This window comes from Streptomyces geranii, assembly GCF_002954775.1.
Taxonomy (GTDB): domain Bacteria; phylum Actinomycetota; class Actinomycetes; order Streptomycetales; family Streptomycetaceae; genus Streptomyces; species Streptomyces geranii.
Window position 1 is genome coordinate 57,872 of record NZ_PJME01000033.1, and the last position, 26,652, is coordinate 84,523.

At 72.3% G+C, this 26,652-nt stretch carries 24 protein-coding genes; 11 read left to right on the forward strand and 13 right to left on the reverse strand.

The window, feature by feature from the left end; all coding sequences use genetic code 11:
- Positions 1–112: 112 nt before the first annotated feature.
- Positions 113–1,081: a LysR family transcriptional regulator gene (locus tag CW359_RS30355; RefSeq protein WP_105973384.1), complete on the reverse strand. Its 969-nt coding sequence runs from the start codon at positions 1,079–1,081 to the stop codon at positions 113–115.
- A gap of 114 nt (positions 1,082–1,195) precedes the next feature.
- On the opposite strand from CW359_RS30355, the gene CW359_RS30360 reads away from it, so the two are divergent.
- From CW359_RS30360 to CW359_RS30370, 3 genes are read left to right on the forward strand one after another with little or no spacing between them, the layout of a single operon-like run.
- Positions 1,196–1,720, forward strand: coding sequence for a hypothetical protein (locus CW359_RS30360; protein ID WP_157968662.1), 525 nt, complete (start codon positions 1,196–1,198; stop codon positions 1,718–1,720).
- 6 nt (positions 1,721–1,726) lie between these two features.
- On the forward strand, positions 1,727–4,561 hold the full coding sequence (locus CW359_RS30365; RefSeq protein WP_105973386.1) for a S8 family serine peptidase: 2,835 nt from the start codon (positions 1,727–1,729) through the stop codon (positions 4,559–4,561).
- Positions 4,562–4,617: 56 nt separating this feature from the next.
- Positions 4,618–4,986, forward strand: coding sequence for a hypothetical protein (locus CW359_RS30370; RefSeq protein WP_105973387.1), 369 nt, complete (start codon positions 4,618–4,620; stop codon positions 4,984–4,986).
- Positions 4,987–5,257: 271 nt separating this feature from the next.
- On the opposite strand, the gene CW359_RS30380 is transcribed toward CW359_RS30370, so the two are convergent.
- Positions 5,258–6,301, reverse strand: a complete 1,044-nt coding sequence (locus tag CW359_RS30380; RefSeq protein WP_105973388.1) for an SGNH/GDSL hydrolase family protein — start codon at positions 6,299–6,301, stop codon at positions 5,258–5,260.
- 150 nt (positions 6,302–6,451) lie between these two features.
- Between CW359_RS30380 and CW359_RS30385 the strand changes: the two genes are divergently transcribed.
- Positions 6,452–7,843 carry a cystathionine beta-synthase gene (locus CW359_RS30385; RefSeq protein WP_105973389.1) on the forward strand — a complete coding sequence of 464 codons (1,392 nt, stop codon included), beginning with the start codon at positions 6,452–6,454 and terminating at the stop codon, positions 7,841–7,843.
- 410 nt (positions 7,844–8,253) lie between these two features.
- Here CW359_RS30385 and CW359_RS30390 read toward each other — a convergent pair whose 3' ends face one another.
- From CW359_RS30390 to CW359_RS30410, 5 genes are all read right to left on the reverse strand, one after another.
- Entirely contained in the window at positions 8,254–8,703 is a 450-nt protein-coding gene (locus CW359_RS30390) for a hypothetical protein (protein WP_105973390.1), read from the reverse strand.
- 105 nt (positions 8,704–8,808) lie between these two features.
- Positions 8,809–9,744: an ABC transporter substrate-binding protein gene (locus tag CW359_RS30395; RefSeq protein WP_105973427.1), complete on the reverse strand. Its 936-nt coding sequence runs from the start codon at positions 9,742–9,744 to the stop codon at positions 8,809–8,811.
- Between the two features lie 70 nt (positions 9,745–9,814).
- Positions 9,815–10,477 (reverse strand): ABC transporter permease, encoded by a 663-nt coding sequence (locus CW359_RS30400; RefSeq protein ID WP_105973391.1) that lies wholly within the window; start codon positions 10,475–10,477, stop codon positions 9,815–9,817.
- Between the two features lies 1 nt (position 10,478).
- The gene (locus CW359_RS30405; RefSeq protein WP_105973392.1) at positions 10,479–11,120 is read right to left on the reverse strand and encodes an ABC transporter permease; all 642 of its coding nucleotides are present in this window, start codon (positions 11,118–11,120) and stop codon (positions 10,479–10,481) included.
- Entirely contained in the window at positions 11,117–12,199 is a 1,083-nt protein-coding gene (locus CW359_RS30410) for an ABC transporter ATP-binding protein (RefSeq protein WP_105973393.1), read from the reverse strand. Before CW359_RS30410 ends, CW359_RS30405 begins: the two co-directional genes overlap by 4 nt.
- A 142-nt stretch (positions 12,200–12,341) precedes the next feature.
- Here CW359_RS30410 and CW359_RS30415 point away from each other — a divergent pair, with 142 nt between their 5' ends.
- The 3 genes from CW359_RS30415 to CW359_RS30425 all read left to right on the forward strand — a co-directional run bounded on the left by CW359_RS30415 (position 12,342) and on the right by CW359_RS30425 (position 15,633).
- Complete coding sequence (locus CW359_RS30415; protein WP_105973394.1) at positions 12,342–13,928, forward strand: aromatic amino acid ammonia-lyase; 1,587 nt, start codon at positions 12,342–12,344, stop codon at positions 13,926–13,928.
- Positions 13,925–14,938 carry a MurR/RpiR family transcriptional regulator gene (locus CW359_RS30420; RefSeq protein ID WP_232838671.1) on the forward strand — a complete coding sequence of 338 codons (1,014 nt, stop codon included), beginning with the start codon at positions 13,925–13,927 and terminating at the stop codon, positions 14,936–14,938. Before CW359_RS30415 ends, CW359_RS30420 begins: the two co-directional genes overlap by 4 nt.
- A 110-nt stretch (positions 14,939–15,048) precedes the next feature.
- Complete coding sequence (locus CW359_RS30425; protein ID WP_105973395.1) at positions 15,049–15,633, forward strand: hypothetical protein; 585 nt, start codon at positions 15,049–15,051, stop codon at positions 15,631–15,633.
- A gap of 124 nt (positions 15,634–15,757) precedes the next feature.
- On the opposite strand, the gene CW359_RS30430 is transcribed toward CW359_RS30425, so the two are convergent.
- The 5 genes from CW359_RS30430 to CW359_RS30450 form a co-directional block, all read right to left on the reverse strand.
- Positions 15,758–16,132: a roadblock/LC7 domain-containing protein gene (locus CW359_RS30430; protein ID WP_105973396.1), complete on the reverse strand. Its 375-nt coding sequence runs from the start codon at positions 16,130–16,132 to the stop codon at positions 15,758–15,760.
- Between the two features lie 26 nt (positions 16,133–16,158).
- Complete coding sequence (locus CW359_RS30435; RefSeq protein ID WP_105973397.1) at positions 16,159–16,722, reverse strand: roadblock/LC7 domain-containing protein; 564 nt, start codon at positions 16,720–16,722, stop codon at positions 16,159–16,161.
- 34 nt (positions 16,723–16,756) lie between these two features.
- Positions 16,757–17,635, reverse strand: coding sequence for a hypothetical protein (locus CW359_RS30440; protein ID WP_105973398.1), 879 nt, complete (start codon positions 17,633–17,635; stop codon positions 16,757–16,759).
- Positions 17,632–18,066: a hypothetical protein gene (locus CW359_RS30445; protein WP_105973399.1), complete on the reverse strand. Its 435-nt coding sequence runs from the start codon at positions 18,064–18,066 to the stop codon at positions 17,632–17,634. The genes CW359_RS30440 and CW359_RS30445 overlap by 4 nt, the downstream gene beginning before the upstream one ends.
- Before the next feature lie 212 nt (positions 18,067–18,278).
- Positions 18,279–19,658: a type III PLP-dependent enzyme domain-containing protein gene (locus CW359_RS30450; protein WP_105973429.1), complete on the reverse strand. Its 1,380-nt coding sequence runs from the start codon at positions 19,656–19,658 to the stop codon at positions 18,279–18,281.
- A 120-nt stretch (positions 19,659–19,778) separates the two neighbouring features.
- Between CW359_RS30450 and hutU the strand changes: the two genes are divergently transcribed.
- The 4 genes from hutU to hutI all read left to right on the forward strand — a co-directional run bounded on the left by hutU (position 19,779) and on the right by hutI (position 25,652).
- The gene (gene hutU / locus CW359_RS30455; RefSeq protein ID WP_105973400.1) at positions 19,779–21,443 is read left to right on the forward strand and encodes a urocanate hydratase; all 1,665 of its coding nucleotides are present in this window, start codon (positions 19,779–19,781) and stop codon (positions 21,441–21,443) included.
- Between the two features lie 332 nt (positions 21,444–21,775).
- Entirely contained in the window at positions 21,776–22,987 is a 1,212-nt protein-coding gene (locus tag CW359_RS30460; RefSeq protein WP_105973401.1) for an allantoate amidohydrolase, read from the forward strand.
- On the forward strand, positions 22,984–24,330 hold the full coding sequence (locus tag CW359_RS30465; protein ID WP_105973402.1) for a formimidoylglutamate deiminase: 1,347 nt from the start codon (positions 22,984–22,986) through the stop codon (positions 24,328–24,330). Before CW359_RS30460 ends, CW359_RS30465 begins: the two co-directional genes overlap by 4 nt.
- A gap of 62 nt (positions 24,331–24,392) precedes the next feature.
- Complete coding sequence (gene hutI / locus CW359_RS30470; protein WP_105973403.1) at positions 24,393–25,652, forward strand: imidazolonepropionase; 1,260 nt, start codon at positions 24,393–24,395, stop codon at positions 25,650–25,652.
- Between the two features lie 10 nt (positions 25,653–25,662).
- Here the strand turns inward: hutI and CW359_RS30475 are convergent, their stop codons facing one another.
- Complete coding sequence (locus CW359_RS30475; protein WP_198655443.1) at positions 25,663–26,544, reverse strand: hypothetical protein; 882 nt, start codon at positions 26,542–26,544, stop codon at positions 25,663–25,665.
- Positions 26,545–26,652: the final 108 nt, after the last annotated feature.

Below are 26,652 nucleotides of genomic sequence, written 5' to 3' on the forward strand. Positions count from 1 at the left end.
CGTACGGGGGTGAGCGGACCTGCTTGGGAAGTTACCCGTACGTATGGCCTCGGTCACGGGTGTGGCGGTGTGACTAGGGCCGCACTTTTCTAAGCGCTTGCTCAGAGGCTGCTCAGGGGTGCTGGTGTGTCGGCAGCAGGCCCCGCCCCTCCAGCCACTCCCAGTACACCCCCGCCCGCTGCACCTCCGCCCAGTACCCCTTCGTGAGCGTGTCGTGGAGCGCGGGCGCATGCTCGGCGAGGGGGCTGTCCGCCGCCCACACCAGGCGTTGCCGCACGCCCATCGGGTCGCCGGTCAGCGGCCGTACGACGACTCCCTCGCGCTCGGTCACCAGCGGGTGGGCGAGGGCGACCCCGTGACCCTGGCCGACCAGCGGGAACACCACGCTCCCGCTCAGCCGCTGCACCCGGCGCGGGACGAACCCGGCCCGGCGGCACGCGGTCCGGAACTGCGCCCGCATCCGTACGTCCTTGTTCTCCCCGGCGAGCCAGGCCTCGTCGGCGAGCGCGGTGAGCGGGATCTCGGGCCGGGCGGCGAGCGGGTGCCGTTCGGAGATCAGCACGAAGACGGGGTCCACGGCGAGAAGGGCGTCGCTGAGGCCGGGGCGCAGCGGGATCTCGTACTCCGGGTAGTCGACGACCAGCCCGAAGTCCAGGCGGCCGGTGGCGAGCAGTTCGAGCTGCTCCTCCTCCGTGTCGCAGGTGTGCAGGGTGATCTCGGCCCGGGGGAGCAGCCGGCGCGCGGTGGTCACGAGCACGGCGGTGAGCGGGCCGGGGACCGAGCCGAGCCGGACGGTGGTCAGGTCGCCGTCGCCGGGGCCGCGCTGCCGTACGTCACGCATGAGGTCCTCGTGGGCGGTGAGGATGCCGTGCGCGTGCGCCAGGACCATCGCGCCGAACGCCGTCGGCCGGGAGCCGCTGCCGTCCCGTACGAACAGCGAGCCGCCCAACACGCGCTCGATGCGCTGGAGTTGGGCGGTCAGCGCGGGCTGGGTGAAGCCGAGGGACGCGGCGGCGCGGGTGATGGAGCCGGTGTCGGCGATGGCGTTCAGGACGCGCAGGTGGCGGATCTCCAGATCCATAGCGCGATGTTATGGGCGGTTGGGAGTACCCGGAAGATCGCCTCGGGCGGGACAGTCGGACGCGACCGGAGTCACGACCGTCACCACCGCAGCAGTGGAGGCCGTATGTCCCGCATGTCCCGAAGACTGAGCGGCGCGCTGGTAACGGCCTTGCTGGTGCAGGGAGTTGTGGCGGTCACGCCCGCGTCCGGCGCCACGGAGACGGACACGACCGCCGTCCCCGTCTGGACCGGTGGCTCCGGGCAGCGGGCAGCCACCACCCACCGGGTCACCCTCGTCACCGGCGACCGCGTGGAGGTGTCGGGGGCCGCCGTCGCGATCGAGCCGGGGCCGGGGCGCGAGGCGGTCGGCTTCCAGCAGCTGGAGCGGGACGGTCATCAGTACGTCGTACCGAACGACGCCCGCCCGCTGGTCGCCGGCGGGCAGGTGGACGAGCGGCTGTTCGATGTGACGGGGCTGGTCGCGGCCGGGTACGACGACGCGAGTACGGCCGTACTGCCGACGATCGTCACGTACACCGACCCGGCGCTCGGCGCCCGCAGCCTGCGCGCGGCGGACGGCGCACGCGTGACCCGCGCCCTGCCGTCCGTCGACGGCGCGGCGGTGGCCGTGGGCAAGGAGACCGCGGGTGCCTTCTGAGACGGGGTGACCGCGGGCGGCCGTACGGGCGGACTGCGTGCCGCGAGCGGTGTCGCCAGGCTCTGGCTGGACGGCAAGCGGCAGGTGAGCCTGGACCGGAGTGTGCCGCAGATCGGTGCGCCGACGGCCTGGCGGGCCGGGTACGACGGCACCGGCGTCACGGTCGCCGTCCTGGACACCGGTGTCGACGCGACCCACCCCGACCTGGCCGGACGTATCAAGGAGGCCGTGAACTTCACGGACGCGCCCGACGCCGACGACACGGTCGGGCACGGCACGCATGTCGCGTCGACGGTCGCGGGCGGCGGCGCCAGGTACAAGGGGGTCGCGCCGGGGGCCTCGCTGCTGATCGGCAAGGTGTGCCCGGACCGTTCCTGCCCGGACTCGGCGATCCTGGCCGGGATGGAGTGGGCGGCGCCCCGCGCGCAGGTCGTCAGCATGAGCCTCGGCGGTGACGACACCCCGGGCGAGGACGTCCTCGAAGAGGCCGTGAACACGCTGACGGCGAAGACCGGCGCCCTCTTCGTGCTCGCCGCGGGCAACGACGGCAGCGCGGACGGCTCGGTCGACTCGCCGTCCACGGCGGACGCCGCGCTGTCGGTGGGCGCGGTCGACAAGCAGGACGTGATGGCGTCCTTCTCCAGCCGGGGCCCGCGCGCGGACGGCGCGGTCAAGCCGGAGATCACGGCACCGGGCGTCGACATCGTCGCGGCCCGGGCGGCCCACGCGGGCAGCGACTACGTGGAGGTCGAGCCGGGCTACACCTCGGTCTCGGGTACGTCCATGGCGACCCCGCATGTGGCGGGCGCGGCGGCGCTGCTCGCCGGGCAGCACCCGGCCTGGCGGGCGGCCGAGCTGAAGGCGGCCCTGATGGCGTCGGCGACGCCGACCCCCGGCGCGAACGTCAATGCCCAGGGCGCGGGCCGCACGGACGTGGGCCGGGCGGTGCAGCAGGCGGTCCTGCCCACCCCGGCCGCCCTCGCCCTGGGCACGCAGGAGGCGCCGGCCGAGGACGACGTACCGGTGGTCAGGACGGTGACGTACCGGAACGAGGGCGCGGCCCCGGTGACCCTGGACTTCGCGGCGCGGGTGACGGGCCCGGGCGGGGCCGCCGCCCCGGCAGGCATGTTCACGGTGAGCCCCGCGCTCGCGACGCTCCCGGCGGGCGGCTCGACGACGGTGACGGTGACCGCGGACACGCGCGTGCAGAGCGCGACGGGCGTCTTCGAGGGCGCGCTGGTGGGCACGGACGCGACGGGCGGCGTATCGGTCCGGGTACCGCTGACGATCACGAAGGCGACCCCCACGCACAAGCTGACGGTCAGGGTCGTCGACCGCGCGGGCAACCCGGCGGCGAACTACTGGACCGACATCATGAGCCTGGACGGCTCGACGTACCGCTTCGTCTACGACCCCTCGGGCTCCGGCACGGTGTCCCTCCCGGCGGGCCGCTACACGGTGGACGCGTCGGTGATCACGGCGGCGGACGGCAGTACGACTTTGCTGGCCCGCCCCACCCTCACGGTGACCGGCGACACGGAGATCGTCCTCGACGCCCGCACGGCCACCGCCGTCTCGGCGACCCTCCCGCGCAAGGACGCGAGCCTGCGCCTGGCCTCGGTCGGCTTCCGCCGCACCCTGACCAACGGGATGGGCTTCGGCCTCCGGGCCACCGCCGACTCCTTCGACAAGCTGTTCACGGGTGCCGTCGGGGACGACGCGGGCCCCGGCGAGGGCGCGCTGGTGGCGGACGTACGCGGCTTCTGGGCGAAGAAGGGCGCGGACGGCACGTACAACGACTCGCCGTACGAATACGTGCTCGTGTGGTTCGAGCGGGGGCATCTGCCGACGGACTTCAGCAGGGTGGTGCGGCAGGGCGAACTGGCGGAGCTGAAGCAGCGGTACTACGGGGTGACGGCGGCGACTGCTCCGGGTGCCGGTTCGAGGGCGTTCCAGCACAACTTCGGCTTCCCGCCGGAGGGCGGGAGCGCGCTGTCGGCGGGCGCGATCTGGTTCGACACCCCGGGCAGCGGCCGGACCCTGTACTACAAGGCCGACGACGTGCGGTGGGAGACGCGGTACAACCAGTACGCGGCCGACGGCACCTTCCAGACCCAGTTCTGGTCCAAGGACTACGAGACCTTCGCGCCCGGCAGGCGCTACACGGTGACCTGGCAGAAGGCGGTACCGGGCCCACGCTTCGGCCGCCTCACGTTCGTCGCCCGCGAGGGCAACCGCCTCTCCTTCAACGTCCCGATGGCCGGCGACCGGGCGGGCCACACGGGCTACTCCCTGTACGACAGGAGCCGGGTCGCCTTCTACTACGGCGACCAGAGACTCGTGGAGCTGAACTACCCCTGGACGGACGCCTCGGGCATCGTCCCGGCGACGGAGGCGCCCTACCGCCTGGAGTACTCCGCGGAACGCAGCGCGGCGAACGGCGGCTTCGGGCTCGGCACGAGCATCAGCGGCGCGTGGACCTTCCGGTCGGGGGAGGTCACGGGCGGACGTACGCCGGTCGGCCTGTCGGCGTTCGACTTCGCCCCGGCCGTCGACCTGAGCAACACGGGCCGCTCACGGGTCCTGCCGATGCGGCTGGTACGGCAGCCGGGGGCGGCGGCCTCGGCGGTGCGGTCGGTGGCGGTCGAGGTGTCGTACGACGACGGGGGCAGCTGGCGGAAGGTGCGGCCGGTGAAGGTCGGACGGGACGCGTGGGTGGTGCCGTTGGCCGGGGGCGGGAAGCCGGTCGCCGGGCGGTATGTGTCGCTGCGGGCGAGCGCCGGGTTCGCGGACGGGGGGACCGTGGAGTACCGGGTGATCCGGGGATACCGGCTGGGGTGAGGGAGGGACGAGGAGAGGTGAGGCAGGGGGCTTCATCGCCGCCGTACGATCTCGCGGTGAAGATCTGGACGGAGCCCCCTGCCAGGACCGACGTCGAAGAGGTCGTCCGCCGCTACTTCGACCTGCTTCGCGCGGGCGCGTTCCCCGAGGCCGAACAACTCGTCGACCACACCTCGCTCCGGCATGTGCTCAGGGCGCTGTGGACCGGCTCGGCCGGAGCGGACGCCGGTGCGGACGAGTCCTGGGAGCGGGATCTGTCCTGGCTCCGCGAACTCCGGCTCGGGGACTTCCACTGGGGCGACGCCGGTGGCAGCTTCTACGTCGAGATCGGCTGCCTCGCGCGGACGCTCGACGTGTCCCTGGGCTTCTGGGTCAAGCCGGTCGACGCGGGCTGGGTCGTCTCGGGGCCGTCCACGCTCTGGTAGGTCAGTCCCACGCGTTGAAGAGGACGCCGCCGAGTGTGGTGACGCCGTAGAGGCGGAGCTGGCGCCACTCGCCCTGGGTCAGGACCGAGGTGTCGACGTCCGGGAGCGGCAGGGTCAGTCGGGCGCGGTCGAGTACGGCGAACCCGTGGTCGGCGAAGGCATGGGCCCACGGCGGCGGGGCGAGGAACTCGTCGGTGTACCAGTCGCGGTGTTCCCAGGGAGATCCCGAGGCGGGCGGCCACGGTCGCCCGCGACGGTGGTCTCGGTGTGGTCAGCTGCTCGGGACCTCCCGTGATGTGGTCGGCGTGGGGGTCGGGTCCGTGGCCGGGACCCGGCGCCTGCGCCTGCGCTTGAGGAGTGCCCAGGGGCCCCTCGGGCCGGTCGGCATCGCCGCCGTGACCTCTGTGCCCGCCTCCGAGGCCGCCTCCGCCGCCGCTCGTGCCACCGGCAGGAAGCCCTCGCGGCGGGAGACGTCCGGGCGCTCCTCCTCCGCCGGCCACAGGCCCAGGGCCGCGCACACCGTCGGGAGGACCGCCATCGCCGCCGTCGCGTACCCCTCCGCCGAGGGGTGGTAGTTGTCCGGGCCGAACAGCTCGCGCGGGTTCGCCTCGAACTCGGGGCCCAGCAGGTCGCCCAGCGACACCGTGCGGCCACCCTGCTCCACGACCCCGATCGTCTGCGCCGCCGCCAGATGCCGGGACGCCCGCCGGGCCAGCCAGCGCAGCGGCTGCTGGACCTGCTCGACGGTGCCCAGGTCGGGACATGTGCCCACGACCACCTCCGCACCGGCCGTACGCAGCCGTCGTACCGCCGAGGAGAGGTGGCGGACCGAGCGCGTGGGAGGCATGCGGTGGGTGACGTCGTTCGCGCCGACCATGATCACGCAGATGTCCGGGACCCAGTCGGACGCCGAGACGGTCAGCGCCACCTGGCGGTCCAGGTCGTCGGACTGGGCGCCGGGCAGCGCCACGTTCCTCAGCTCCACCGGGCGCTCCGCCACCGCCGCCAGGCCCGACGCGAGCAGCGCGCCCGGGGTCTGACGGGCCCGGTGGACGCCCTGGCCGGCCGCCGTGGAATCGCCCAGCAGGACGAGTCGGAGCGGGGGTTCACCGGGGGTGGCGTACCCGCGTCCGTACAGCCCGTCCGCGCTCGGCGGGTGCGGGCCGCCGCCGTTGCCCACCTGGCGTCTCGCCATCCGTACCTCGGCCAGCACCAGACCCACGGCCGCCGCGCTCACCAGCCCGATCCCGCCACCGCCGTACGCAGCGCCGGCCGCGATCCGCCGGGCCACCCTTGCCCTGGACATGCTCGTCATGCGTCGCCGCCACCTCCTCGTAGCCGTACAACCACTCCTTGCCCCGAACAGGCCGTCCGCCAATCGCGGCGTGAGGTGAATGCCGAGGCGGAGCCTTAGGCTGGCCGCACCAATGACAACCACATTTATGTGCGGCAACCGGAGACAACGGTGCAATTCCACGACTCGATGATCAGCCTCGTCGGCAACACCCCGCTGCTGAGGCTCAACAGTGTGACCGCGGGCATCCAGGCGACCGTCCTCGCGAAGGTCGAGTACTTCAACCCCGGCGGGTCCGTGAAGGACCGCATCGCCCTGCGCATGATCGAGGCGGCGGAGGCGAGCGGGGAGCTCCGGCCCGGCGGCACGATCGTCGAGCCGACCAGCGGAAACACCGGTGTCGGGCTGGCCATCGTGGCCCAGCAGAAGGGGTACAAGTGCATCTTCGTGTGCCCCGACAAGGTCTCCACCGACAAGATCAACGTGATGCGCGCGTACGGTGCCGACGTCGTCGTCTGCCCCACCGCCGTCGACCCCGAGCACCCGGACTCGTACTACAACGTGTCCGACCGGCTGGTGCGCGAGACGCCGGACGCCTGGAAGCCCGACCAGTACTCCAACCCGCACAACCCCCTCTCGCACTATCACTCCACCGGCCCCGAGCTGTGGGAGCAGACCGAGGGGCGGATCACCCACTTCGTGGCCGGTGTCGGCACCGGCGGGACCATCTCCGGGACCGGGCGGTATCTGAAGGACGCCAGTGACGGACGCGTCCAGGTCGTCGGCGCCGACCCCGAGGGGTCCGTGTACTCCGGCGGCTCCGGGCGGCCCTACCTCGTCGAGGGCGTGGGCGAGGACTTCTGGCCCAGCGCCTACGACCGGACCGTCGCCGACGAGATCGTCGCCGTGTCCGACAAGGACTCCTTCCAGATGACCCGGCGGCTCGCCAAGGAGGAGGGCCTGCTGGTGGGCGGCTCCTGCGGGATGGCCGTCGTCGCCGCGCTGCGGGTCGCGGAGCGGCTCGGGCCGGACGATGTGGTTGTCGTTCTCCTTCCTGACAGCGGGCGCGGGTACCTCAGCAAGATCTTCAACGACGAGTGGATGGCCGACTACGGCTTCCTGGAGGACACCGGCCCCTCCGCCCGGGTCGCCGACGTCCTCGAATACAAGGAGCACGGCCGCATCCCCACCCTCGTCCACATGCACCCCGACGAGACCGTCGGCCAGGCCATCGAGGTGCTGCGCGAGTACGGCGTCTCGCAGATGCCGATCGTGAAGCCCGGCGCCGGTCACCCGGACGTCATGGCGGCGGAGGTCGTCGGGTCGGTCGTCGAACGCGAGCTGCTCGACGCCCTGTTCACCCAGCGGGCCTCCCTCGACGACCCGCTGGAGAAGCATGTGTCGGCGCCGCTGCCGCAGGTCGGCTCCGGCGAACCGGTCGCCGACCTGATGTCCGTACTGGGCGTCGCCGACGCGGCGATCGTGCTGGTCGAGGGCAAGCCGACCGGTGTCGTCAGCCGGCAGGACCTGCTGGCCTTCCTGGCCAAGGGCGGCAAGCAGTAGCGAACGTCCGGTGAACGGGGCGTGGCGGAACGGAACTTGCGGTGTCCGCCGCGATGTCCCGGCCTGCTTCCTCTCGGGTTCCGCTCGGCTTCCGGGCGGATTCCCTCTCGGACCGAGACTTCGTGGAAGTGGTACGAGGGCGTCACGTCCGCGCAGCACACGCTTAACACGAGTCCGGCAGATTAGTGGGTGTCGGCAGGGCGGGAGCGGCTCCCCGCCCAGGCCGGCAACCGAACGGCGTCACGGACCTCCGGAGCGGCTCCCGGACCTCCACCGACGCCTAGGACGCGCCAGCCCGGCCCTGACCCGGCCCGCGTCCCTCGCGGGGACCGCCGTCGTCCCGCCCTCCCGGCAACGGGGGGTGCGGCGGTCCCCGCGCATAGCTTTTTCTGGACGCGTCCCAGGGAGTGTCAGTCCTCCCACTTGTCGCTGCCCTTGCCGCCCCTCCGGTGGTGCTGCCCGAACATCCACGCCGAACTGCGCGCCGCCTGGACCGCGTTGACACCCACGATGCCCACCCAGGCGACCAGCAGGCCGGGGAGGCCCGCGCCGCCGACGCCGATGCCGGACAGGGGTATCGCGACGATCAGCGAGACGATGCCGAAGCCGAAGCGCTCGCCGAAGGTGTCGGTGGATTTCGGGCCGCGCGAATCGCGCGCCACCACCATCTGCTGCTCGGCGAGCTGCCGCCGCACCCGGCGCTCCACCGAGCTGTCGATCCGCTGGTCGACCTTCTCCAGGAACGAGTCGACCAGCGCGGACTCGTACTCGTCGCCCAGCTCCCTGCGGGCCTGCAAGGTGGCGTTCAGCTCTTTCTTCAGGTCGGCGTCGTGCGCCCCCGTCGTGTCCATACCGGTCATGCACACCACGGTAGAGAAACCGCGCCCGACCGGCACTGGGGATAGCCCCCCTGTTGCCCCTGGGCCGGCCCCTAGGGGACCGCCGACGGGACACCCGCAGGGTGCCTACTTCGTCAGGCCCTTCTCCTTCGCGTACGCGTTCGCCACGTCCTCCGGGTCCTTCTTGTCCTTGTCCACCTCGCGGTTCAGCTCGGTGAGGTCGGCCGTCGTCAGGACGTTGCCCAGTTCCGCGAGGGCCTTGCGGACCTTGGAGTCGGCCTTGCGGTCGGCGATCAGGGGGACGATGTGCTGGCCGGGGATCAGGTTCTTGGGGTCCGTCAGGATCACCCAGCCGTTGTCGAGGATGTCGGTGTCGGTGGTGAACATGTTCGCCACGTCGACATCCCCCTTCTTCAGCGCGCCCTTGACCAGCGGACCGGACGAGTCGAGCGACTTGAACTCCTTGAACTCGACCCCGTACACCTCCTTGAGGCCCACCACGCCCACCTCGCGCGTCTTCACCTCCGCCGCCGCGCCGATGACCAGCTTGCCGTTCTGCTTCTTCAGGTCGGCCAGCGAGGTCAGGCCGTACTTCGTGGCCGTCTCGCGGGTGACGACGAAGGCGTCCGAGTCCTCGGCCATGCCGTACGGGAGCACCTGGAGGCCCGCCGGGAGGGCGATGGTCAGGGCGTTCTGCATCTCGCCCTCCTCCGTCGCCGTCGCCTTGGGGGCCACGTAGTGCAGCAGGGCGCCCTGGTACTCGGGGAGGAGGTCGATGTCGCCGCTCTTCATCGCGGGGATGAGGATCTCGCGGCTGCCCAGGTTCGGGCGGACCTTCGTCTTCACACCCGCCGCGCCCAGTACCGCCGCGTAGAGGTAGCCGAGCACCTGGTTCTCGGTGAAGTTGGCGGTGCCTATGGTGAGGCCGCCCGCGCTGGAGCCGCTGCCCCCGCCGGAGCTGCCGGAGCCCTCGTCGAGGGAGGTGATGCCGCCGGCGCACGCGGCGAGGGCGGGGACGGAGGCGGCTGCGAAGAGGCCGCCGAGGAGGGCACGTCGGTTCATCGGAAGGGCCATCGGAAGAACTCCTGGGCGGTTCGGGTCACGCGGGGCGGTGGGCACGCGGGGCGGGTGATCAGGCGGGGCGGTGGCGGAAGAGGAAGCGCTGGACGCCGGAGAGGGCCAGGTCGAGGGTGATGGCGACCACGGCGACCAGCACCGCGCCGCCCATCACCTGGACCAGGTCGCGCTGGGCGAGGCCGTCGAAGACGTAGCGGCCGAGGCCCCCGAAGGAGACGTACGCGGCGATGGTGGCCGTGGCGACCACCTGGATCAGTGCCAGGCGCAGGCCGGTCATGATCAGCGGGAGTGCGAGCGGCAGTTCGATCTGGAAGAGGACCTGGTGCCAGCGCATGCCCTGGCCGCGTGCCGCGTCCTTCACGTCCGGGTCGACTGCGGTCATACCGGCGTACGTGTTCGTGACGATGGACGGGACCGCGAGGGCCACGAGGGCGATGTACACCGGCCACATCGAGAGACCGCTGGCCAGGAAGACGAGGACGACCAGGCCGACCGTGGGCAGGGCGCGGCCGAAGGAGGCCAGGTTGATGGCGATGAACGCGCCCCTGCCCGTGTGGCCGATGAGCAGGCCGAGCGGGAGGCCGATGGCCGTCGCGATGAGGGTGGCGAGCAGCGAGTACTGGAGGTGCTCGGCGAGGCGGTGCGCGATGCCGTCGTAGCCGGACCACTGGTCGCCGCTGGTCAGCCAGGCGCCGAGATCCTTGAAGAGTTCGTACATGTCAGGCTCGCCGCCTCGTCCACGGAGTGAGTGCGTACTGGACGGCGACCAGCAGCGCGTCCGCGACCACCGCGAGGAGCAGCGTGAGGACCACGCCCGCGATCACCGGGGTCGGGAAGTTGCGCTGGAAACCGTCCGTGAACAGCTGGCCGAGGCCGCCGTCGCCGATGTAGGTCGCGACCGAGACCAGCGAGATCGACATCACCGTCGCGATCCGGACACCCGCCATGATCACCGGGAGGGCGAGCGGGAGTTCGACCGTGAGGAGGGTGCGCAGCGGGCGCGTGCCCATCGCCTTGGCCGCCTCCTTCGTCTTCACCGGCACCGAGTCGAGGCCCTCGACCGTGTTCCGCAGCAGCACGACCAGCGTGTAGACGGTCAGACCGATCACGGTGGTGGTGCGGGTCAGACCGCTGACCGGCAGCAGGAGGACGAAGATCGCGATCGACGGGATCGTGAAGAGGACGTTGGAGAGACCGAGCAGGAAGCCGCGCAGGGGGCGGACCCGGTGTGCGATCACGGCCAGCGGGAGAGAGATCAGGAGGCCGAAAAAGACCGCTGAGAGGGCCGCCTGGAGGTGGGAGACCGTGAGGGTGGTGAGGTCGTCGGTGTGGTCGCCGATCCACGACCAGTCGATGGTCATGCCTCGACCTGGGCTTCCGCAGGTACGGAGGCCGCCGTCTGGGCTTCTGCCCGGGCTGCCACGTGGGCGCGGCCCGCGTGTGCGTGGATGTCGTCCCGGGACGAGACGCCGGTGAGGGTGCCCGCCGCGTCGACGCGGGCTGTCAGCCCGGTGGGGGAGGCGACCGACTCGTTGAGCGCCGCGAGCAGCGAGTCGCTGTCGCGCAGCGGTCGTACGGGGATCTCGGTGCCGTCGGCCGCCGCGTGCCAGTGCAGCGGCTTGCGGGCCTCGTCCAGTACGAGGGTCCAGGCGCCGCCCTCCGGGGCCGGGCCCTGCGGGACGTCGGCGAGGGTCTTCAGCGAGAGCAGCTTGAGGCCGCGCTCGGCGCCGAGGAAGTCGGCGACGAAGTCGTCGGCCGGGCGGGCGAGCAGCTCGGCGGGGGTCGCGCACTGGACGAGGTGGCCGCCGGTGCGGAAGATCGCGATCTGGTCGCCGAGCCGCACGGCCTCGTCCACGTCGTGCGTGACGAAGACGATGGTCTTGTTCAACTCCTTCTGCAGGCGCAGGAGTTCGTCCTGGAGCTGGGTGCGGACCACCGGGTCGACCGCGCCGAACGGCTCGTCCATGAGGAGGACGGGCGGGTCGGCGGCGAGGGCGCGGGCCACGCCGACGCGCTGCTGCTGGCCGCCGGAGAGCTGGTGCGGGTACCGCTTGCCGGCGTCGGCGGCGAGGCCCACGGTCTCCAGCAGTTCGGCGGCGCGGGCGCGGGCCTTCTTCCGGCCCCAGCCCAGCAGCAGGGGTACGGTCGCGATGTTGTCGAGGACCGTGCGGTGCGGGAAGAGGCCGGACTGCTGGATGACGTACCCGATGGATCGCCGCAGGTCGGCGGCGTCCTGCTGGAGGACGTCCTTGCCGTTCACCTGGATCGTGCCGGAGGTCGGATCGACCATCCGGTTGATCATCCGCAGGGTGGTCGTCTTGCCGCAGCCGGAGGATCCGACGAGCACGGTCACGCCGCCTTCCGGCATCCGGAGCGAGAGGTCGTGGACTGCGGTGGTGCCGTTCGGGAAGCGCTTGTGGACCGCGTCGAACTGGATCATGGGGTGTCCCTTGCCGGGCCTGTATAACGTCATGCAGAGTTCTCCGTGTCTGAATAGATTGTCAATGCCCTGGTGTTAATCCGAGGTAACGGACGTCCGGTAAGCAAGATCGAACGTCCGTTTTGAGGGGAGTCTGCGCCTTATGTCGTCTCGGATCGTGGATGCATCGCTTCCGGTGCCACCGCCGGTGCCGTCTTCGGTGTCGCCGGTCTCCACCGGCATCGTCGTGCTGGACGGTGTCGGTCTCGGGGTCGAGGACGTCGTCCGCCTCGCTGACGGCGCCGCGCGGCCCGTCCCCGGCACCGACGCGATGAAGCGCGTCGAGGAGGTCTGGGACGCCGCCCGCCAGATCGCCGCGTCCGGCCGCGTCTACGGCCGCTCCACCGGCGTCGGCGCCAACCGCAACGAGAACGTCCCGACGGAGGCCGCCGCCGACCACGGCCTACGGCTGCTGCGCAGTCACGCGGGCGCCATCGGCGCGGAGCTGCCCGCCCGGCAGGTCCGGGCGATGCTCGCCGTCCGCGCCAACCAGCTCCTGGCCGGGGGCGCCGGACTGCGCCCCGGCGTGGTCACGGCGCTGTGCGAGGCGCTGGAGAACGGCGCGCATCCCGTCGTCAACGAGTTCGGCTCGGTCGGTACGGGCGACATCGCGGCGCTGGCCCAGATGGGACTGGCGCTGGCGGGCGAGCACGAGTGGATCGCGCCGCCGACGGTGGCGGGAGGATCGGCGGTCCGGGGCTGGACCGTCCCGGGCGCCCCCGAGCCCCAGGCCCTCGACAACAACGACGCCCTGGCCCTGATCAGCAGCAACGCCCTCACCCTCGGCCAGTCCGCGCTGGCCCTGCACGAACTGCGCGGCCTCATCGCCGCGACGCAGGTCGTGGCCGCGCTCTCCCTCCTGGCGGTCGACGGCTCGCACGAGGCGTACGCGGCTCCCGTGCACGCGGCCCGCCCGCACCGGGGGTCGGTCGAGGTGGCGCGCCGGATGCGGGAGCTGATCGGTTCGGCGGACCGCCCGACCCCGCCCCTCGGCCGCATCCAGGACCCGTACGGCTTCCGCTGCCTGCCGCAGATCCACGGGCCCGCGCACGACGCGGCGGACGCGCTGGAGGGAGTGCTGGCGATCGAGATCAACGCCGCTGCGGAGAACCCGCTCATCTCCCCGGAGGACCTGGCCGCCTACCACCACGGCGGCTTCTACCAGGCCCAACTGGCCCTGGCACTGGACCACTTCAGACTGGCGGTCACGCAGGTGGCACGCCTGTCCACCTCCCGCCTCTCGACCCTGAACGAGCCGGCCTTCACCCGCCTGCGCCCCTTCCTGGCCGACCACGAGCCCGCCGCCTCCGGCGTGATGATCCTGGAGTACGCCGCCGGCGCCGCCCTCGGCGACCTGCGGGCCTTCTCGGCACCCGCCTCGCTCGGGCACGCTGTACTCTCCCGTGGCGTCGAGGAACAGGCCAGCTTCGCCTCCCTCGCCGCCCGCCAGACACTCCGCGCCTGCGACGCGTACCGTCTCGTAGTCGGCTGCGAACTGGTCGCGGCGGTACGGGCCCTGCGCCAGCGAGACCTGCGCCCGGACCCGGAGCTGCCGATCAGCCAGGCCCTGACCCTGGCCGAGTCGACCCTGGACGCGGACTCGACCGACCGCCCCCTCACCCACGACGTGACGATGGCGGCGACACTGCTGGACCGGTTCACGGAGATCTGGAGGGGGAGCGGGGGATGAGCGCGGTGGACGATCGCGGGAGTGCGGGTGCCGGTGCGGGTGTGGGCGGCGGTGCGGAGAGGGGCGTTGGTGTGGAGGCGGGCGTGGGTGGGGGCGGGGGTTCTGGTGGGGCTGCCGCCGGCGTCCCGGGCAGGGGCCCCGGGCTGGTTGGGGACGTCGGTGCGGGCGGGGCTCTGCCCGACAGTCCCGCCGGGCGGCTTCAGGCTCTCTTCGAGGGGCATCGGCTTACGCCTACCCAGCGGCGTATCGCGCACAGTATGGTGCGGCGGGCCGCTGACGTGCCGTTTCTCTCCAGTGTCGAGTTGGCCGAGCTGGCCGGGGTCAGTCAGCCGTCCGTCACGCGGTTCGCCGTCGCCCTCGGGTTCGACGGGTATCCCGCCCTGCGCCGGCATCTGCGCGAGGTCGCGCCCGCCGAGCCGAGTGCCGAACCGGGCTCGTACAACGAGTACCAGCAGGCCGTCGAGGCCGAGATCGAGAACCTGCGGCACCTCGCCGAGGTGCTGGCCGATCCGCGTCCGGTGCTGAGGGCCGGGCGGCTGCTCGCCGCGTCCCGTCCGCTGCCCGTCCTCGGGCTGCGTGCCGCCGCCGCGCAGGCGTACGGCTTCGCCTACTTCGCCGCCAAGGTCCACCCGGACGTCCGGCTGCTCCACGAGGGCGGCACGATGATCAACGACCGTATCGACGCGGCCGTCCGGGCCGGCGCCACCGCCCTGCTCTGCTTCGCGCTGCCCCGGCATCCGCGCGAGGTCGTCGACACCCTCGCCTACGCGAAGGCGGTCGGCCTGACCGTCGTCACCGTCGCCGACTCGGCGTTCGCGCCGGTCGCCAAGGTCTCCGACCTGCTGCTGCCCGCCGCCGTCGGCACCGGGCTCGCCTTCGACACCGCCTGCGCGCCGATGCTGCTGGGCCGGGTCCTGCTGGAGGCCATGTGCGACGACCTGCCCGACGCCCAGGCCCGCCTGGAGGAGTTCGACGCGCGGGCGGCGACGCGCGGGCTGTTCGTCGAGTAGGAGCTTTTACCGGCGCCCTCGGCGGCTCTCAGACTCGTTTCACGTTCGCTCGTTACTCTCCCGCTCCGACAGGCAGGACTGTGCCGGGCGAGACGAACCGGGAGGCGGGCATGGCACGCGGAGGGCAGGGGCTGGCTCGGGTGGCCGTGGTGGTACGGGCCGGAGCGGCGCCCATGTGGTGGCTCGGGGTGTTCGCGGCGGGTGTCGGCGTGGTGCCGCCGGGCATCACCGGGCGCCGGATCGGCGTCATGGCGGGCGCCGCGCTGTTCATCGTCACGGTCGCCGTCGTGGCGTACCGGAGGCGCGGGCGCTACACCGCGCTCGCCGCGGGAGCCGCCCGGGCCGGCCGGCACGACGTGCTCCAGGACCGCGCGGTGACCGTACGCAACTGGCGCCGCGGCCACCGCTGGTGGCTGCTGCTCGCCTTCGCCGCCGCGCTCGGCAGCTCCTTCGCGGTGCCCGCCGCGGGCGGCATGCTGCTCGCCGGGGCCGGTACCGGGCTGCGGCTGAAGGCGGCCTGGCTGGGCCGCCGCGAACGCGCCGACGACGTACTGCTGTGGGTCCGCGTGGACTGGCTCGGCCCGCGCTCCGGCGCCCCGGCAGGCAAGCCGGTCAAGGCCTACCGCTCCACCGGAATCGCCGCGGGCGACGCGACCCCGGGCGGGTCACGCCGCCGCGGCGACGTCCTGGTCTAGCTCCCGTCCGGCGGGTCAGGCCGCGGATACGGGGTTTCGCACGCCGTCGGTTTCCCGCAGGCGCGGCCCGATCCGCCGGACAGGACCCGGCCCGTCGCTCTCGCCGGGCCGGTGGTGGTGGGGATCAGACCTCGATCTCCGCCTCGATCCGCTTCAGCTGGTGGCGGGCCATCGCCAGGTTGGAGCGGTTCATGTCGAGCACCAGGTAGAGGAAGAGGCCGTTGCCGCCGCGCCCCTTCATCATCCGGATCAGGTGGTACTGGCTGGAGAGCGTGATCAGGATGTCCTCGATCTCGCCCTTCAGCCCCAGGTGCTCCATCGTGCGCATCTTGGCGCGTACGACGTCGGTGTTGCCGGCGGCGGCGACGTTCAGGTCGAACGTCTTGCTGCCGCCCATCGTGCCCAGCGCCATGCCGCTGGTGTAGTCGACGAGTGCGACTCCGGTGGCGCCCTCGATCGAGGTGAGCGCCTCTTTCAACGCGGTCTCTGTGGTGGCCATGACGGTGTTCCTCTCCTGCTTGGGGTTCAGCTATCAGTGGTGGTGCGCGCGTTGGGCGTGGTTGACGGTGTGCGTGGCGCGCGCGGGGTTCTGGTGGTTCGAGTGGGCATCGGTGGCGGCGGCGATACGGGCACGGGCGGGGACACGGACCCGGGGCCGGGCCCAAGTGCGGGTGTGGGCGCGGGTGTTGTCGCGGGCGGCGGTCCCGGTGTCCGTTCCGCCGACGCGTCCACCAGCTCCCCGATGCGGGCGCCCGCCCGCCGGCCCTCCAGGTGCAGCCGGCCGACGTTGACCCGGTCCTGGGCGAGCAGCGTCAGGACGGCACTGCGGCCGGCCGCGTACGTCGCCACGTAGCCGTACACCCCGCGCACCAGCAGCTCGCGGAAGTCGCCCTGCCCGGTCGCGTCCGCCATCCGCACGGCGACGCTGAGCGCGGTGGCGGTGAGCGCCGCGACCGTCTCCGGTTCGACGCCGGGGGTGTCCTGGACGAGGACGAGACCGTCCACGCTGGCCGCCAGCGCGCCGGTGAGCTGCGGCACACGGGCCCGCAACCGGCGCAGTTCGTCCATGACTTCGGCCTCGGCTGCCATGAGTAGCCTCCTCTCGGCACGCGGGCGTTGCCGCTCAAAGGGCCTCCAGCGCATCCCTGAGCCTCTTCAGCAGCGTGATGTTGGGGTCGGCGAAAGCGGGCGGCAGCGTTCCGGGGGGAGCCGGGGGAGCCGACGACCCGGACGGTCCGGGTGGCCCGGGTGGCAGGAGCGGCGGTGGTGGGGCGGGCGCCGGGGCGACGACCCCCGCCGCGGCCAGCCGACGTACGTCCACCAGGGTGTGGAAGGTCGGCCGGGCCAGCGCCAGGGCGATGTCCGCCGCCGTACGGACCCCGTCCACCAGGTCCAGTACGGCCTGCTGGCGGGCGCTGATCGCCGGTGCCCCGGGGCTGTCGGAGCGGAGCAGCGGGGCGCTGTCGGGGGCCGGGTCCGGCCAGATGCGGTGCAGCAGGGCGCGGCGGCGCAGCGTCTCGTGCTCGACCGCCGCCACCGGCACCGGGCGCACCGGACCGAGCCAGTGCGTGTCCCCGTACCGGAAGTGCCCCGGCGAGCCGCTGGGGGCGAGGGCGAAGTACGCCGCGTCGTACAGCGCCCCCAGGTGGCACACCTCCAGGGCCCCCACGCCGATCCGCCCGCTCTCCACCAGGAACCGCCCGACCCGGTTGCGCCCGGCGGCCACCCCCACGGCGTCCCGCCAGCCGTCCGCGTCCAGCGTCCCGCGCGCAGTGAGCAGCACGTCCAGCCCCGGTACGGCCGGGCTCTCGGCGTGCACGACCCGGCCCTCGGCCAGATAGAGCGAGCCGTGCTCCCGGACCAGGGCGCCGGTGGCCCGCTCGGCGGCGAGCCGGCCGAGTATCGGCGAGACCCCGCCCCACGCCCGCTGCCGGGCCGCCGCCCTGTCCCGCACCGGCAGGCGCGGGGGCGGGGTCGTCAGGTTCGTGTCCACCGCCGTCATCCCAGCACCAGCCGTCCGGCCATCTCGCCGAGCCGGATACGGGCCAGCGCGAGATTGCCCTCCGCGCGGGCCAGCCACAGATGCAGGAACACACTGCTGTCGAAGCTCGTCGTCACGAACCGCAGGACGTGATAGCTGTCCCGGTTGCTGATGATCAGATCCTCGACCGGCGGCTCCTGCCCCCAGCCGGCGGCTGTCCCGCCCGCCCCGCCCGGACCGGACTCCCCGTCGTCGCCCTCCGGGGCGAACGCGCGGTGCTCGGCGGCCAGCCGGGCCAGCTCCGCCGCCTCCGCCGCCATCGTCTCCGGGTCACCGCCCGGGGAGTCCCCGACGGTGCCCAGTGCCAGCCCGCTGGTCCAGTCGACCAGCGCGGCGCCCCGGGCACCGGGCAGCCGCATGGCTTCCAGTAAGCACTCGTCGATTCCGGGCACCCTTCGCCCCTCCTGCCTTGTCCCGCTCGCGTCGGTCCTGCCGGTGTTCGGTCGCCCCGCCGGGTGTTCGGCTGAGTGACGCAGACGCTACGCAACGTGTGCATGAGGAGTGAGAGATCTGGCATTTTCCGGTGGAACATGCGACAGATGACTAAGGTGGGTCGGCTGGCCCGGATTTCAGAGCAGTTGACCTGCATGTTCCCCGAGATCGGTCAAGGGCGTGCGACGGGGGAGCTGGTCGCGGACAGGGTGGTGAGCGCGGAAACGTGCGCCCCGCCGGATTCGGCCACGATCTCGGCGACGGTCTGCGGCTCCCGTACGACCGCGAAGACGACGTCCCCCTCCCGGTCCCCGCCCGGCACGAAGCCGTAGATCCCGGGCCGCGCGAGGGAGTTGTAGGCGTAGTGGTGCGCGAAGTAGTACGCGCCCGTGTCGAGCGCCGCCGCGTAGTCGCCCTGCTCCAGCAGCGGCAGCGCGCGCCCCTCGGCGAGCAGGTCGCCGGAGAAACAGGCAGGTCCGGCCACGTCCTGCACCACGTCCGCCCCCGACTTGGGGCGCCCCTTCGCGTCGTACGCGGCGATCCTCAGCGGCCACGACCCCGGCGCGTACACCGTCCGCGTCGCGACCTGCACGCCCGCGTGCGTCACCGCGACCGGCCGCCCGCCGGCGCTCTTCGCGTACTCCACCCGCGCCACCACCGTGCCGTGCTTCGCCAGCAGCGACCGGCCGAATTCGGTCACCAGCCCGTACCGCCCGTCGAACAGCCCCGGCACCGCGTCCCTCAGCAGCCGCGCGTACTGCGCGTACGTCGGACTCGTCGCGTCCGACCCGAAGTCGACCGGCAGCCCGCCGCCGATGTCGATGGTGTCGATCTGCCGCCGCCCGACCCGCCGGTTGATCTCCTCGGCCAGCGCGTACGTCTCCGCCGTGCCCCGCGCCATCAGGGACAGCGGGATGCCCTGCGAGCCGGTGTGCGCGTGCAGCCGGGTCAGCCACGGGCGCTCGGCGTACGCCCCCACGAGCCACTCGCGCGCCCCCTCGTCCAACAACGCGACCCCGAACTTCGACGTCGCGGTGGCCGTGGAGGTGGCCCCGATCGACCCACCGCCGATCTGCGGGTTGACCCTGATCCCGATCGGGGACCGGCTGGTCGCCGACCGCATCAGGGCGTCCAGGCGGGCCAGCTCCTGCGGGTTGTCGGCGTTCACCGCGATGCCCAGTGCCAGCGCCTCCCGCAGCTCGGCGGGCGTCTTCGCGGGCGAGTCCAGCACCGTCCGGGCCGGCGCCACCCCGGCCGCCCGCGCCAGCGCCAGCTCCCCGGGGCTCGCCACCTCGGCCCCGATCCCCTCCTCGCGCAGCAGCCGCAGTACGGGCACCAGCGGGGTCGCCTTCACCGCGAAGGCGTGCAGCACGGGCGTGCCCGGCGCCACGACCGCGTCGAAGGCGGCGCGCAGCTCGGCGGCGGACTCGCGGATGCCGGTGACGTCGAGGAGGCCGACGATGGGTACGTCGGTACGGAGCAGCCCCTGCTCCACTGCGGCCCGTACGGCGTCGTCCCGGCGGCTCGTACGGCTGGGCCCGCTGCTGTCCATTGCATCCCCCGTGGTGTGGATGTCCGCGCCGATGTCCATATGGTGGCGCAAGAACGTATTGACTAGTTCTATTCATGGGTTCAGGATGTGAATAACTAAGCAACCTCCAGGAGGCAGACCATGTCAGGACCCCGCCCCGTACGAGCCCCGCGCGGTACGGAACTGAGTGCCCTGGGATGGCAGCAGGAAGCCGCCCTGCGGATGCTGCAGAACAACCTGGACCCCGAGGTCGCCGAACACCCCGACAAGCTCGTCGTCTACGGCGGCACCGGCAAGGCCGCCCGCGACTGGCGCTCCTTCGACGCCATGGTCCGCACCCTGCGCACCCTGAAGCAGGACGAGACGATGCTGGTCCAGTCGGGCCGCCCGGTCGGTGTCATGCAGACGCATGAGTGGGCCCCGCGCGTCCTGATCGCCAACTCCAACCTGGTCGGCGACTGGGCCAACTGGGAGGAGTTCCGCCGCCTGGAGGCCCTCGGCCTGACCATGTACGGGCAGATGACCGCCGGTTCGTGGATCTACATCGGCACCCAGGGCATCCTCCAGGGCACCTACGAGACCTTCGCCGCCGTCGCCGCCAAGAAGTTCGGCGGCACCCTCGCCGGGACGATCACCCTCACCGCCGGCCTCGGCGGCATGGGCGGCGCCCAGCCGCTCGCCGTGACGATGAACGACGGCGTCGCCATCTGTATCGACGTCGACCCCCGTGCCATCGAGCGCCGCATCGAGCACCGGTACCTCGACGTCAAGGCCGACTCCCTGGAGCACGCCCTCCAGCTCGCCGTCGAGGCCCGGGACGCCCGCCGCCCGCTCTCCATCGGCCTGCTGGGCAACGCGGCCGAGCTGCTCCCGCGCATGCTCGCCGAGAGCGCCCCCATCGACATCGTCACCGACCAGACCTCGGCCCACGACCCGCTCGCGTACCTCCCCGTCGGCGTCGACTTCGACGACATGGCGTCCGCCGCCGCGAAGGACCCGGCCGGCTTCACCACCCGGGCCCGCGAGTCGATGGCCCGGCACGTGGAGGCGATGGTCGGCTTCATGGACGCCGGCGCGGAGGTCTTCGACTACGGCAACTCGATCCGGGGCGAGGCCCAACTCGCCGGATACGAGCGGGCGTTCGCCTTCCCCGGCTTCGTACCCGCGTACATCCGCCCCCTCTTCTGCGAGGGCAAGGGCCCCTTCCGCTGGGCGGCCCTGTCGGGCGAGGCGTCCGACATCGCGAAGACGGACAAGGCGATGCTGGAGCTGTTCCCGGAGAACGAGTCGCTGCACCGCTGGATCAAGCTGGCCGGCGAGCGCGTCCACTTCCAGGGCCTCCCCGCCCGCATCTGCTGGCTCGGCTACGGCGAGCGTGACAAGGCCGGCGAGCGCTTCAACGACATGGTGGCGAGCGGCGAACTGGCGGCACCGCTGGCGATCGGCCGCGACCACCTGGACTGCGGGTCCGTCGCGTCCCCCTACCGGGAGACGGAGGCCATGCTCGACGGTTCCGACGCGATCGCCGACTGGCCGCTGCTGAACGCGATGGTGAACGTCGCCTCGGGCGCGTCCTGGGTCTCCATCCACCACGGTGGTGGCGTCGGCATGGGGCGGTCCATCCACGCCGGTCAGGTGTCGGTGGCGGACGGCACGAAGCTGGCGGGGGAGAAGATCCGCCGGGTACTGACGAACGACCCCGGGATGGGTGTCATCCGGCACGTGGACGCCGGGTACGACATCGCGGAGACGGTCGCTGACGAGCGGGGTGTGCGGGTGCCTATGCGTGAAGGGGACGACGCGTGAGCGAGGGTTCTGACGGGCGGGACGGCAACTCCTCGGTGGGGGTTGAGGGTTCGTCGCCGACTGCGGGTGGTGCGTCTGTGCCCACCCTCCCCCACTCTCAACTCCGTTCGAGCGGGGGGACCCCCATCGCCCTGCGGAACGCCTGCCCACAGCCTGGGGGGCCGGACACGCCTGCGGGCGCGGGTGGTTCCCGGACTGGTGCGCCGTCCGCTGAAAGAGGCGCCGATACCCCGCAGCCTGGAGGGTCGGCTGCCCGGCCAGGCGCGGCGGAAGCCGGTGGCGGGAAGCCTGGCGGGCCGAAGCCCGGCCTGGTTGGCGCCTCCTTCCACGCGATGTGGCGCGACCTCGCCCCTCTGGGCCGGCACCCCGAATCCCGCGGCTACCGCCGTTACGCCTGGACCGGGGTCGATCTCGAATGTCGGGCCTGGTTCAGGGAGCAGGCCGAGGCTCGGGGGCTGGCCTACGAGGTCGACCGGAACGGGAACCAGTGGGCCTGGCTCGGGGACCCCGCCGCCGGGGACGCTGTTGTCACCGGGTCGCATCTCGACTCCGTGCCCGATGGCGGGGCCTTCGACGGGCCCCTCGGTGTCGTGTCCTCCTTCGCCGCTCTCGACGAGCTTCGGGCGCGCGGGGTGCAGTTCTCCAAGCCCCTCGGCATCGTCAACTTCGGGGACGAGGAAGGCGCCCGGTTCGGGCTCGCCTGTGTCGGGTCGCGGCTCACCGGCGGGGCCGTCACCGTCGAGCAGGCGCTGCGGCTGACCGACGGCGACGGGATCACCCTCCCGCGTGCCATGGAGGCCGCCGGGTACGACCCCGACGCCATCGGGCCCGACCCCGAGCGGCTCGCCCGGATCGGTGCCTTCGTCGAGCTGCACGTCGAGCAGGGACGCGCGCTCGACCTGAGCGGCGACCGGGTCGGTATCGCCAGTGCCATCTGGCCGCACGGGCGCTGGCGGTTCGACTTCCGGGGCGAGGCCAACCACGCCGGCACGACCCGGCTCGTCGACCGGCGCGACCCCATGCTGTCGTACGCCGAGACCGTCCTCGCCGCCCGCCGCGAGGCCGAACTCGCCGGTGCCGTCGCCACCTTCGGGAAGATCTCCGTCGAGCCCAACGGCGTCAACGCCATCCCCTCCCTCGTGCGCGGCTGGCTCGACTCCCGCGCCGCCGACCAGAAGGCCCTCGACACCGTCGTCTCCGGCGTCGAACGGGCGGCCCGCGAGTACGCCGACGCGCACGGCATCGACCTCGACGTCGTCCGGGAGTCCTTCACCCCCGTCGTCGAGTTCGACCACGCCCTGCGCGACGAACTCGCCCGCATCCTCGGCAGGAGCGGAGAGGACACCGCCCTCACCGTCCCCGTCCTCGGCACCGGTGCCGGACACGACGCCGGGATCCTCTCCGGGAGCATCCCGACCGCCATGCTGTTCGTGCGCAACCCCACGGGCGTCTCGCACTCCCCGGCGGAGTACGCCGCCGAGGACGACTGCGTGGCCGGGGTGACCGCACTCGCCGACGTACTGGAAGGGCTGGACCGCACGTGACCCACCCCCAAGCACGGACGTACTGGCTGGAGCACGCCTGGCTCGACACCAACGTCGAGCCGGGCGTCGCCCTGGACATAGAAGACGGGCGTATCGCCGCCGTCCGGACGGGGGTCGACTCCCCGCCCCCGGGTGCCGAGATCCTCCGCGGACTCACCCTCCCCGGGCTCGCCAACGCCCACTCGCACGCCTTTCACCGCGCCCTGCGCGGCACCGTCCAGGTCGGCTCCGGCACCTTCTGGACCTGGCGCGAGTTCATGTACTCCTTCGCCGACAAGCTGACCCCGGACACCTACCACGCCCTCGCGCGGGCCGTGTACGCCGAGATGGCCCTCGCCGGCATCACCGCGGTGGGCGAGTTCCACTACGTCCACCACGCCCCCGGCGGCACCCCCTACGCCGACCCGAACGCCATGGGCGAGGCCCTGCTGGAAGCGGCATCCGACGCCGGGATCCGTATCACCCTCCTCGACACCGCCTACCTCTCCTCCGGCTTCGGACAGGCCCCCAACCGCCACCAACTCCGCTTCTCCGACGGCACCGCCGACGCCTGGGCGGAACGCTGTTCAGTTCTCAAGGAACGGGATCACGCGCGGATCGGCGCCGCCATCCACTCCGTACGGGCCGTGCCCGCCGGGCAGTTGGCGACCGTGGCCCGCTGGGCCGAGGAACGCCGGGCGCCCCTTCACGTCCATCTGTCCGAGCAGACGGCCGAGAACGACGCCTGTCTCGCCGCCCACGGACGCACGCCCACTCGCCTCCTCGCCGACCACGGGGTCCTCGGCCCCCGCACCACCGGCGTCCACAGCACCCACCTCACCGACGAGGACATCGCGCTCCTCGGCCACAGCGGCACCGGCACCTGCATGTGCCCCACCACCGAGCGCGACCTCGCCGACGGCATCGGCCCCGCCGTCGCCCTCCAGCGCGCGGGCTCACCGCTCTGTCTCGGCTCCGACAGCCACGCCGTCATCGACCTGCTCGAAGAGGCCCGCGCGATGGAGCTGAACGAGCGCCTGCGCACCCGCACCCGGGGTCACTGGACAGCGGCAGCCCTGCTCAGGGCGGCCTCCGCCGACGGCCACGCGGCGCTCGGCTGGGCGGACGCGGGCGACCTGGAGGCGGGCGCCCTCGCCGACTTCACGACGATCGCGCTCGACTCGGTCAGAACTGCGGGACCGGTGCCTCGGCTGGGCGCGGAGACGGCGGTATTCGCAGCGTCGGCAGCGGATGTGCGCCATACGGTCGTGGGCGGTCGGCACGTCGTGCGCGACGGGGTCCACACCCTCGTACCGGAGGTGCCGCAGGCGCTCGCGGCGGCTGTCGAAGCCCTGCGCGCCTGACCCCCGTACGCACCCCTCCCGTACGCACCCCGGCCCTCCGCCCCGCCACCCACGAGGACGCCATGAACAGCACCAGCACGCCGAGCAGTCCGGGCAGCCCGAACCGGACGAACAGCGCTATCGGCAGCACGACCGACACCACCACCGGCACGACGACCGTCATCACGAACATCGGCAGCCTGGTCACCAACGACCCCTCTCTCGGCGACGAATCCCCTCTCGGACTGATCCTGGACGCGGCCGTCGTCATAGAGGGCGACCGCGTCGTCTGGACCGGTGAGAACAGCAAAGCACCCGCCACTGACAATCGGGTCGACGCAGGTGGCAGGGCCGTTCTGCCGGGCTTCGTGGACTCCCACTCCCACCTCGTCTTCGCGGGCGACCGGACCCAGGAGTTCAACGCCCGCATGTCCGGGCGGAGCTACACGGCGGGCGGAATCCGTACGACCGTCGCCGCCACCCGCGCCGCCACCGACGCGGAACTGGAGGCCAACCTCACCCGTTACCTCCGCGAGGCCCTCCGCCAGGGCACGACGACCTTCGAGACCAAGTCGGGGTACGGCCTGACCGTCGAGGACGAGGCCCGCGCCCTGCGCATCGCCGCCGCCCACACCGACGAGGTCACCTACCTCGGCGCCCACATCGTCTCCCCGGACTACGCCGACGACCCGGCCGCCTATGTCGCCCTGGTCACCGGCGAGATGCTCGACGCCTGTGTCCCGTACGCCCGTTGGGTCGATGTCTTCTGCGAGAAGGGCGCCTTCGACGGCGACCAGGCCCGCGCGATCCTCACGGCCGGGAAGGCGAAGGGGCTCCATCCGCGCATCCACGCCAACCAGCTCTCGTACGGCCCCGGCGTCCAACTGGCCGTCGAACTCGACGCCGCCAGCGCCGACCACTGCACCCACCTCACCGACGCCGACGTGGACGCCCTCGCGAACAGTCGTACGGTCGCGACTCTCCTCCCCGGCGCCGAGTTCTCCACACGCGCCCAGTGGCCGGACGCCCGCCGCCTCCTCGACGCGGGCGTCACGGTCGCGCTGTCCACGGACTGCAACCCGGGGTCCTCCTTCACCTCCTCCGTGCCCTTCTGCATCGCCCTGGCCGTACGGGACATGGGCATGACCCCGGACGAGGCGGCCTGGTCGGCCACGGCGGGGGGCGCGCAAGCCCTCCGGCGCGACGACATCGGCCGTATCGCGCCGGGGGCGTACGCCGACCTGACCCTCCTCGACGCCCCGAGCCACGTACACCTGGCCTACCGGCCGGGCGTCCCGCTGGTCAGCGGGGTGTGGCGGCGGGGCGTACCGATGATCCTCTGAAAGCCGCTGCTCAGAGGCCGTACCGGCTCTTCAGGTGGCGCCAGAAGTCACGGAACATCCACTTGTCGAACTCCGTGATCTGCGCCGCGCTGCCCGCCTTCATCAGGAAGCAGCACTGGCCGGTCGGGCTCCAGTCGTAGAAGTCGTCGAGCCCGAAGGTGTGGCCGACCTCGTGCAGAAAGATGTGGATGTTCTCCTGGTCCAGCGTGTTGACGAAGTACTCCTGCCCGACCCGCTGGCCCCAGTCACCGCCGAAGCCGCCCGACAGGCCCTTCGTCAGCCACAGCGACTGGTCGTAGTGGCGGGCCGCACCGCCCGGGCAGCGCGAGTAGTTGCCGTCCTGGTGGAAGAAGCGCCCGCAGTCCGGGGAACACTGCGGGGCGCCGCCGCCGTCGAGGTTCCCGGCGTAGATGTCGACCGAACTGTCCGTCCACTGAAGGGTGGAGCGGTTCTTCACGGCCCAACCGACGATATTGACCGGCACGTTGGTGTACGGCCACGCGTTGTGACCGGTGCCGTTGTCGAGCATGGCCGACATCCACTTGCCGAACTGCTTCTTCAGCGCGGTGTGGATCCGGTCGCGCAGGGCGGCGCTGACGGGCGCGTCCGACTCCCAGCGGACGCAGTAGTTGACGCTTCCCCGGTTGGCCATGATCTGGTCCCAGCCGTAGTTGCGGAAGCCGTAGAGGTTCGGATAGGTCGACTCGACGTGGTTCCACACCTCGTTCAGCGGCTGTACGAGGTTCGTGGGCGGGTTCCAGACGGCAGCCGCGGCCGGTGCCGGTGCCGCCGCCGTGCCGGGGGCGGCGAACGCGGCCGGCAGACCGGGGGCCGCGATCAGCGCGGCCAGTGCGGCCAGCACGGCCAGCAGACGTGCGATGTGTTTGCGCATCGGTGAACTCCCTTTGTGGGGAACGGGATTCACCCACGGGTCGCCACCGCCCGGAGCCGGGGTTGCCGACCCGCCCCCGGCCGCTTTTCACTCACTCCGCCCGCACCG

What these genes read in the sequence shown, in the direction of transcription:
- CW359_RS30395 (WP_105973427.1), bottom strand. Translation starts at nt 9,744, where the DNA reads ATGAACCGACGTGCCCTCCTCGGCGGCCTCTTCGCAGCCGCCTCCGTC.
- CW359_RS30475 (WP_198655443.1), bottom strand. Translation starts at nt 26,544, where the DNA reads ATGCGCAAACACATCGCACGTCTGCTGGCCGTGCTGGCCGCACTGGCC.
- CW359_RS30415 (WP_105973394.1), top strand. Translation starts at nt 12,342, where the DNA reads ATGTCGTCTCGGATCGTGGATGCATCGCTTCCGGTGCCACCGCCGGTG.
- CW359_RS30420 (WP_232838671.1), top strand. Translation starts at nt 13,925, where the DNA reads ATGAGCGCGGTGGACGATCGCGGGAGTGCGGGTGCCGGTGCGGGTGTG.
- CW359_RS30400 (WP_105973391.1), bottom strand. Translation starts at nt 10,477, where the DNA reads ATGTACGAACTCTTCAAGGATCTCGGCGCCTGGCTGACCAGCGGCGAC.
- CW359_RS30355 (WP_105973384.1), bottom strand. Translation starts at nt 1,081, where the DNA reads ATGGATCTGGAGATCCGCCACCTGCGCGTCCTGAACGCCATCGCCGAC.
- CW359_RS30380 (WP_105973388.1), bottom strand. Translation starts at nt 6,301, where the DNA reads ATGACGAGCATGTCCAGGGCAAGGGTGGCCCGGCGGATCGCGGCCGGC.
- hutU (WP_105973400.1), top strand. Translation starts at nt 19,779, where the DNA reads ATGTCAGGACCCCGCCCCGTACGAGCCCCGCGCGGTACGGAACTGAGT.
- CW359_RS30390 (WP_105973390.1), bottom strand. Translation starts at nt 8,703, where the DNA reads ATGACCGGTATGGACACGACGGGGGCGCACGACGCCGACCTGAAGAAA.
- CW359_RS30410 (WP_105973393.1), bottom strand. Translation starts at nt 12,199, where the DNA reads ATGATCCAGTTCGACGCGGTCCACAAGCGCTTCCCGAACGGCACCACC.
- CW359_RS30360 (WP_157968662.1), top strand. Translation starts at nt 1,196, where the DNA reads ATGTCCCGAAGACTGAGCGGCGCGCTGGTAACGGCCTTGCTGGTGCAG.
- CW359_RS30450 (WP_105973429.1), bottom strand. Translation starts at nt 19,658, where the DNA reads ATGGACAGCAGCGGGCCCAGCCGTACGAGCCGCCGGGACGACGCCGTA.
- CW359_RS30435 (WP_105973397.1), bottom strand. Translation starts at nt 16,722, where the DNA reads ATGGCAGCCGAGGCCGAAGTCATGGACGAACTGCGCCGGTTGCGGGCC.
- CW359_RS30430 (WP_105973396.1), bottom strand. Translation starts at nt 16,132, where the DNA reads ATGGCCACCACAGAGACCGCGTTGAAAGAGGCGCTCACCTCGATCGAG.
- CW359_RS30440 (WP_105973398.1), bottom strand. Translation starts at nt 17,635, where the DNA reads ATGACGGCGGTGGACACGAACCTGACGACCCCGCCCCCGCGCCTGCCG.
- CW359_RS30460 (WP_105973401.1), top strand. Translation starts at nt 21,776, where the DNA reads ATGTGGCGCGACCTCGCCCCTCTGGGCCGGCACCCCGAATCCCGCGGC.
- CW359_RS30405 (WP_105973392.1), bottom strand. Translation starts at nt 11,120, where the DNA reads ATGACCATCGACTGGTCGTGGATCGGCGACCACACCGACGACCTCACC.
- CW359_RS30425 (WP_105973395.1), top strand. Translation starts at nt 15,049, where the DNA reads ATGGCACGCGGAGGGCAGGGGCTGGCTCGGGTGGCCGTGGTGGTACGG.
- hutI (WP_105973403.1), top strand. Translation starts at nt 24,393, where the DNA reads ATGAACAGCACCAGCACGCCGAGCAGTCCGGGCAGCCCGAACCGGACG.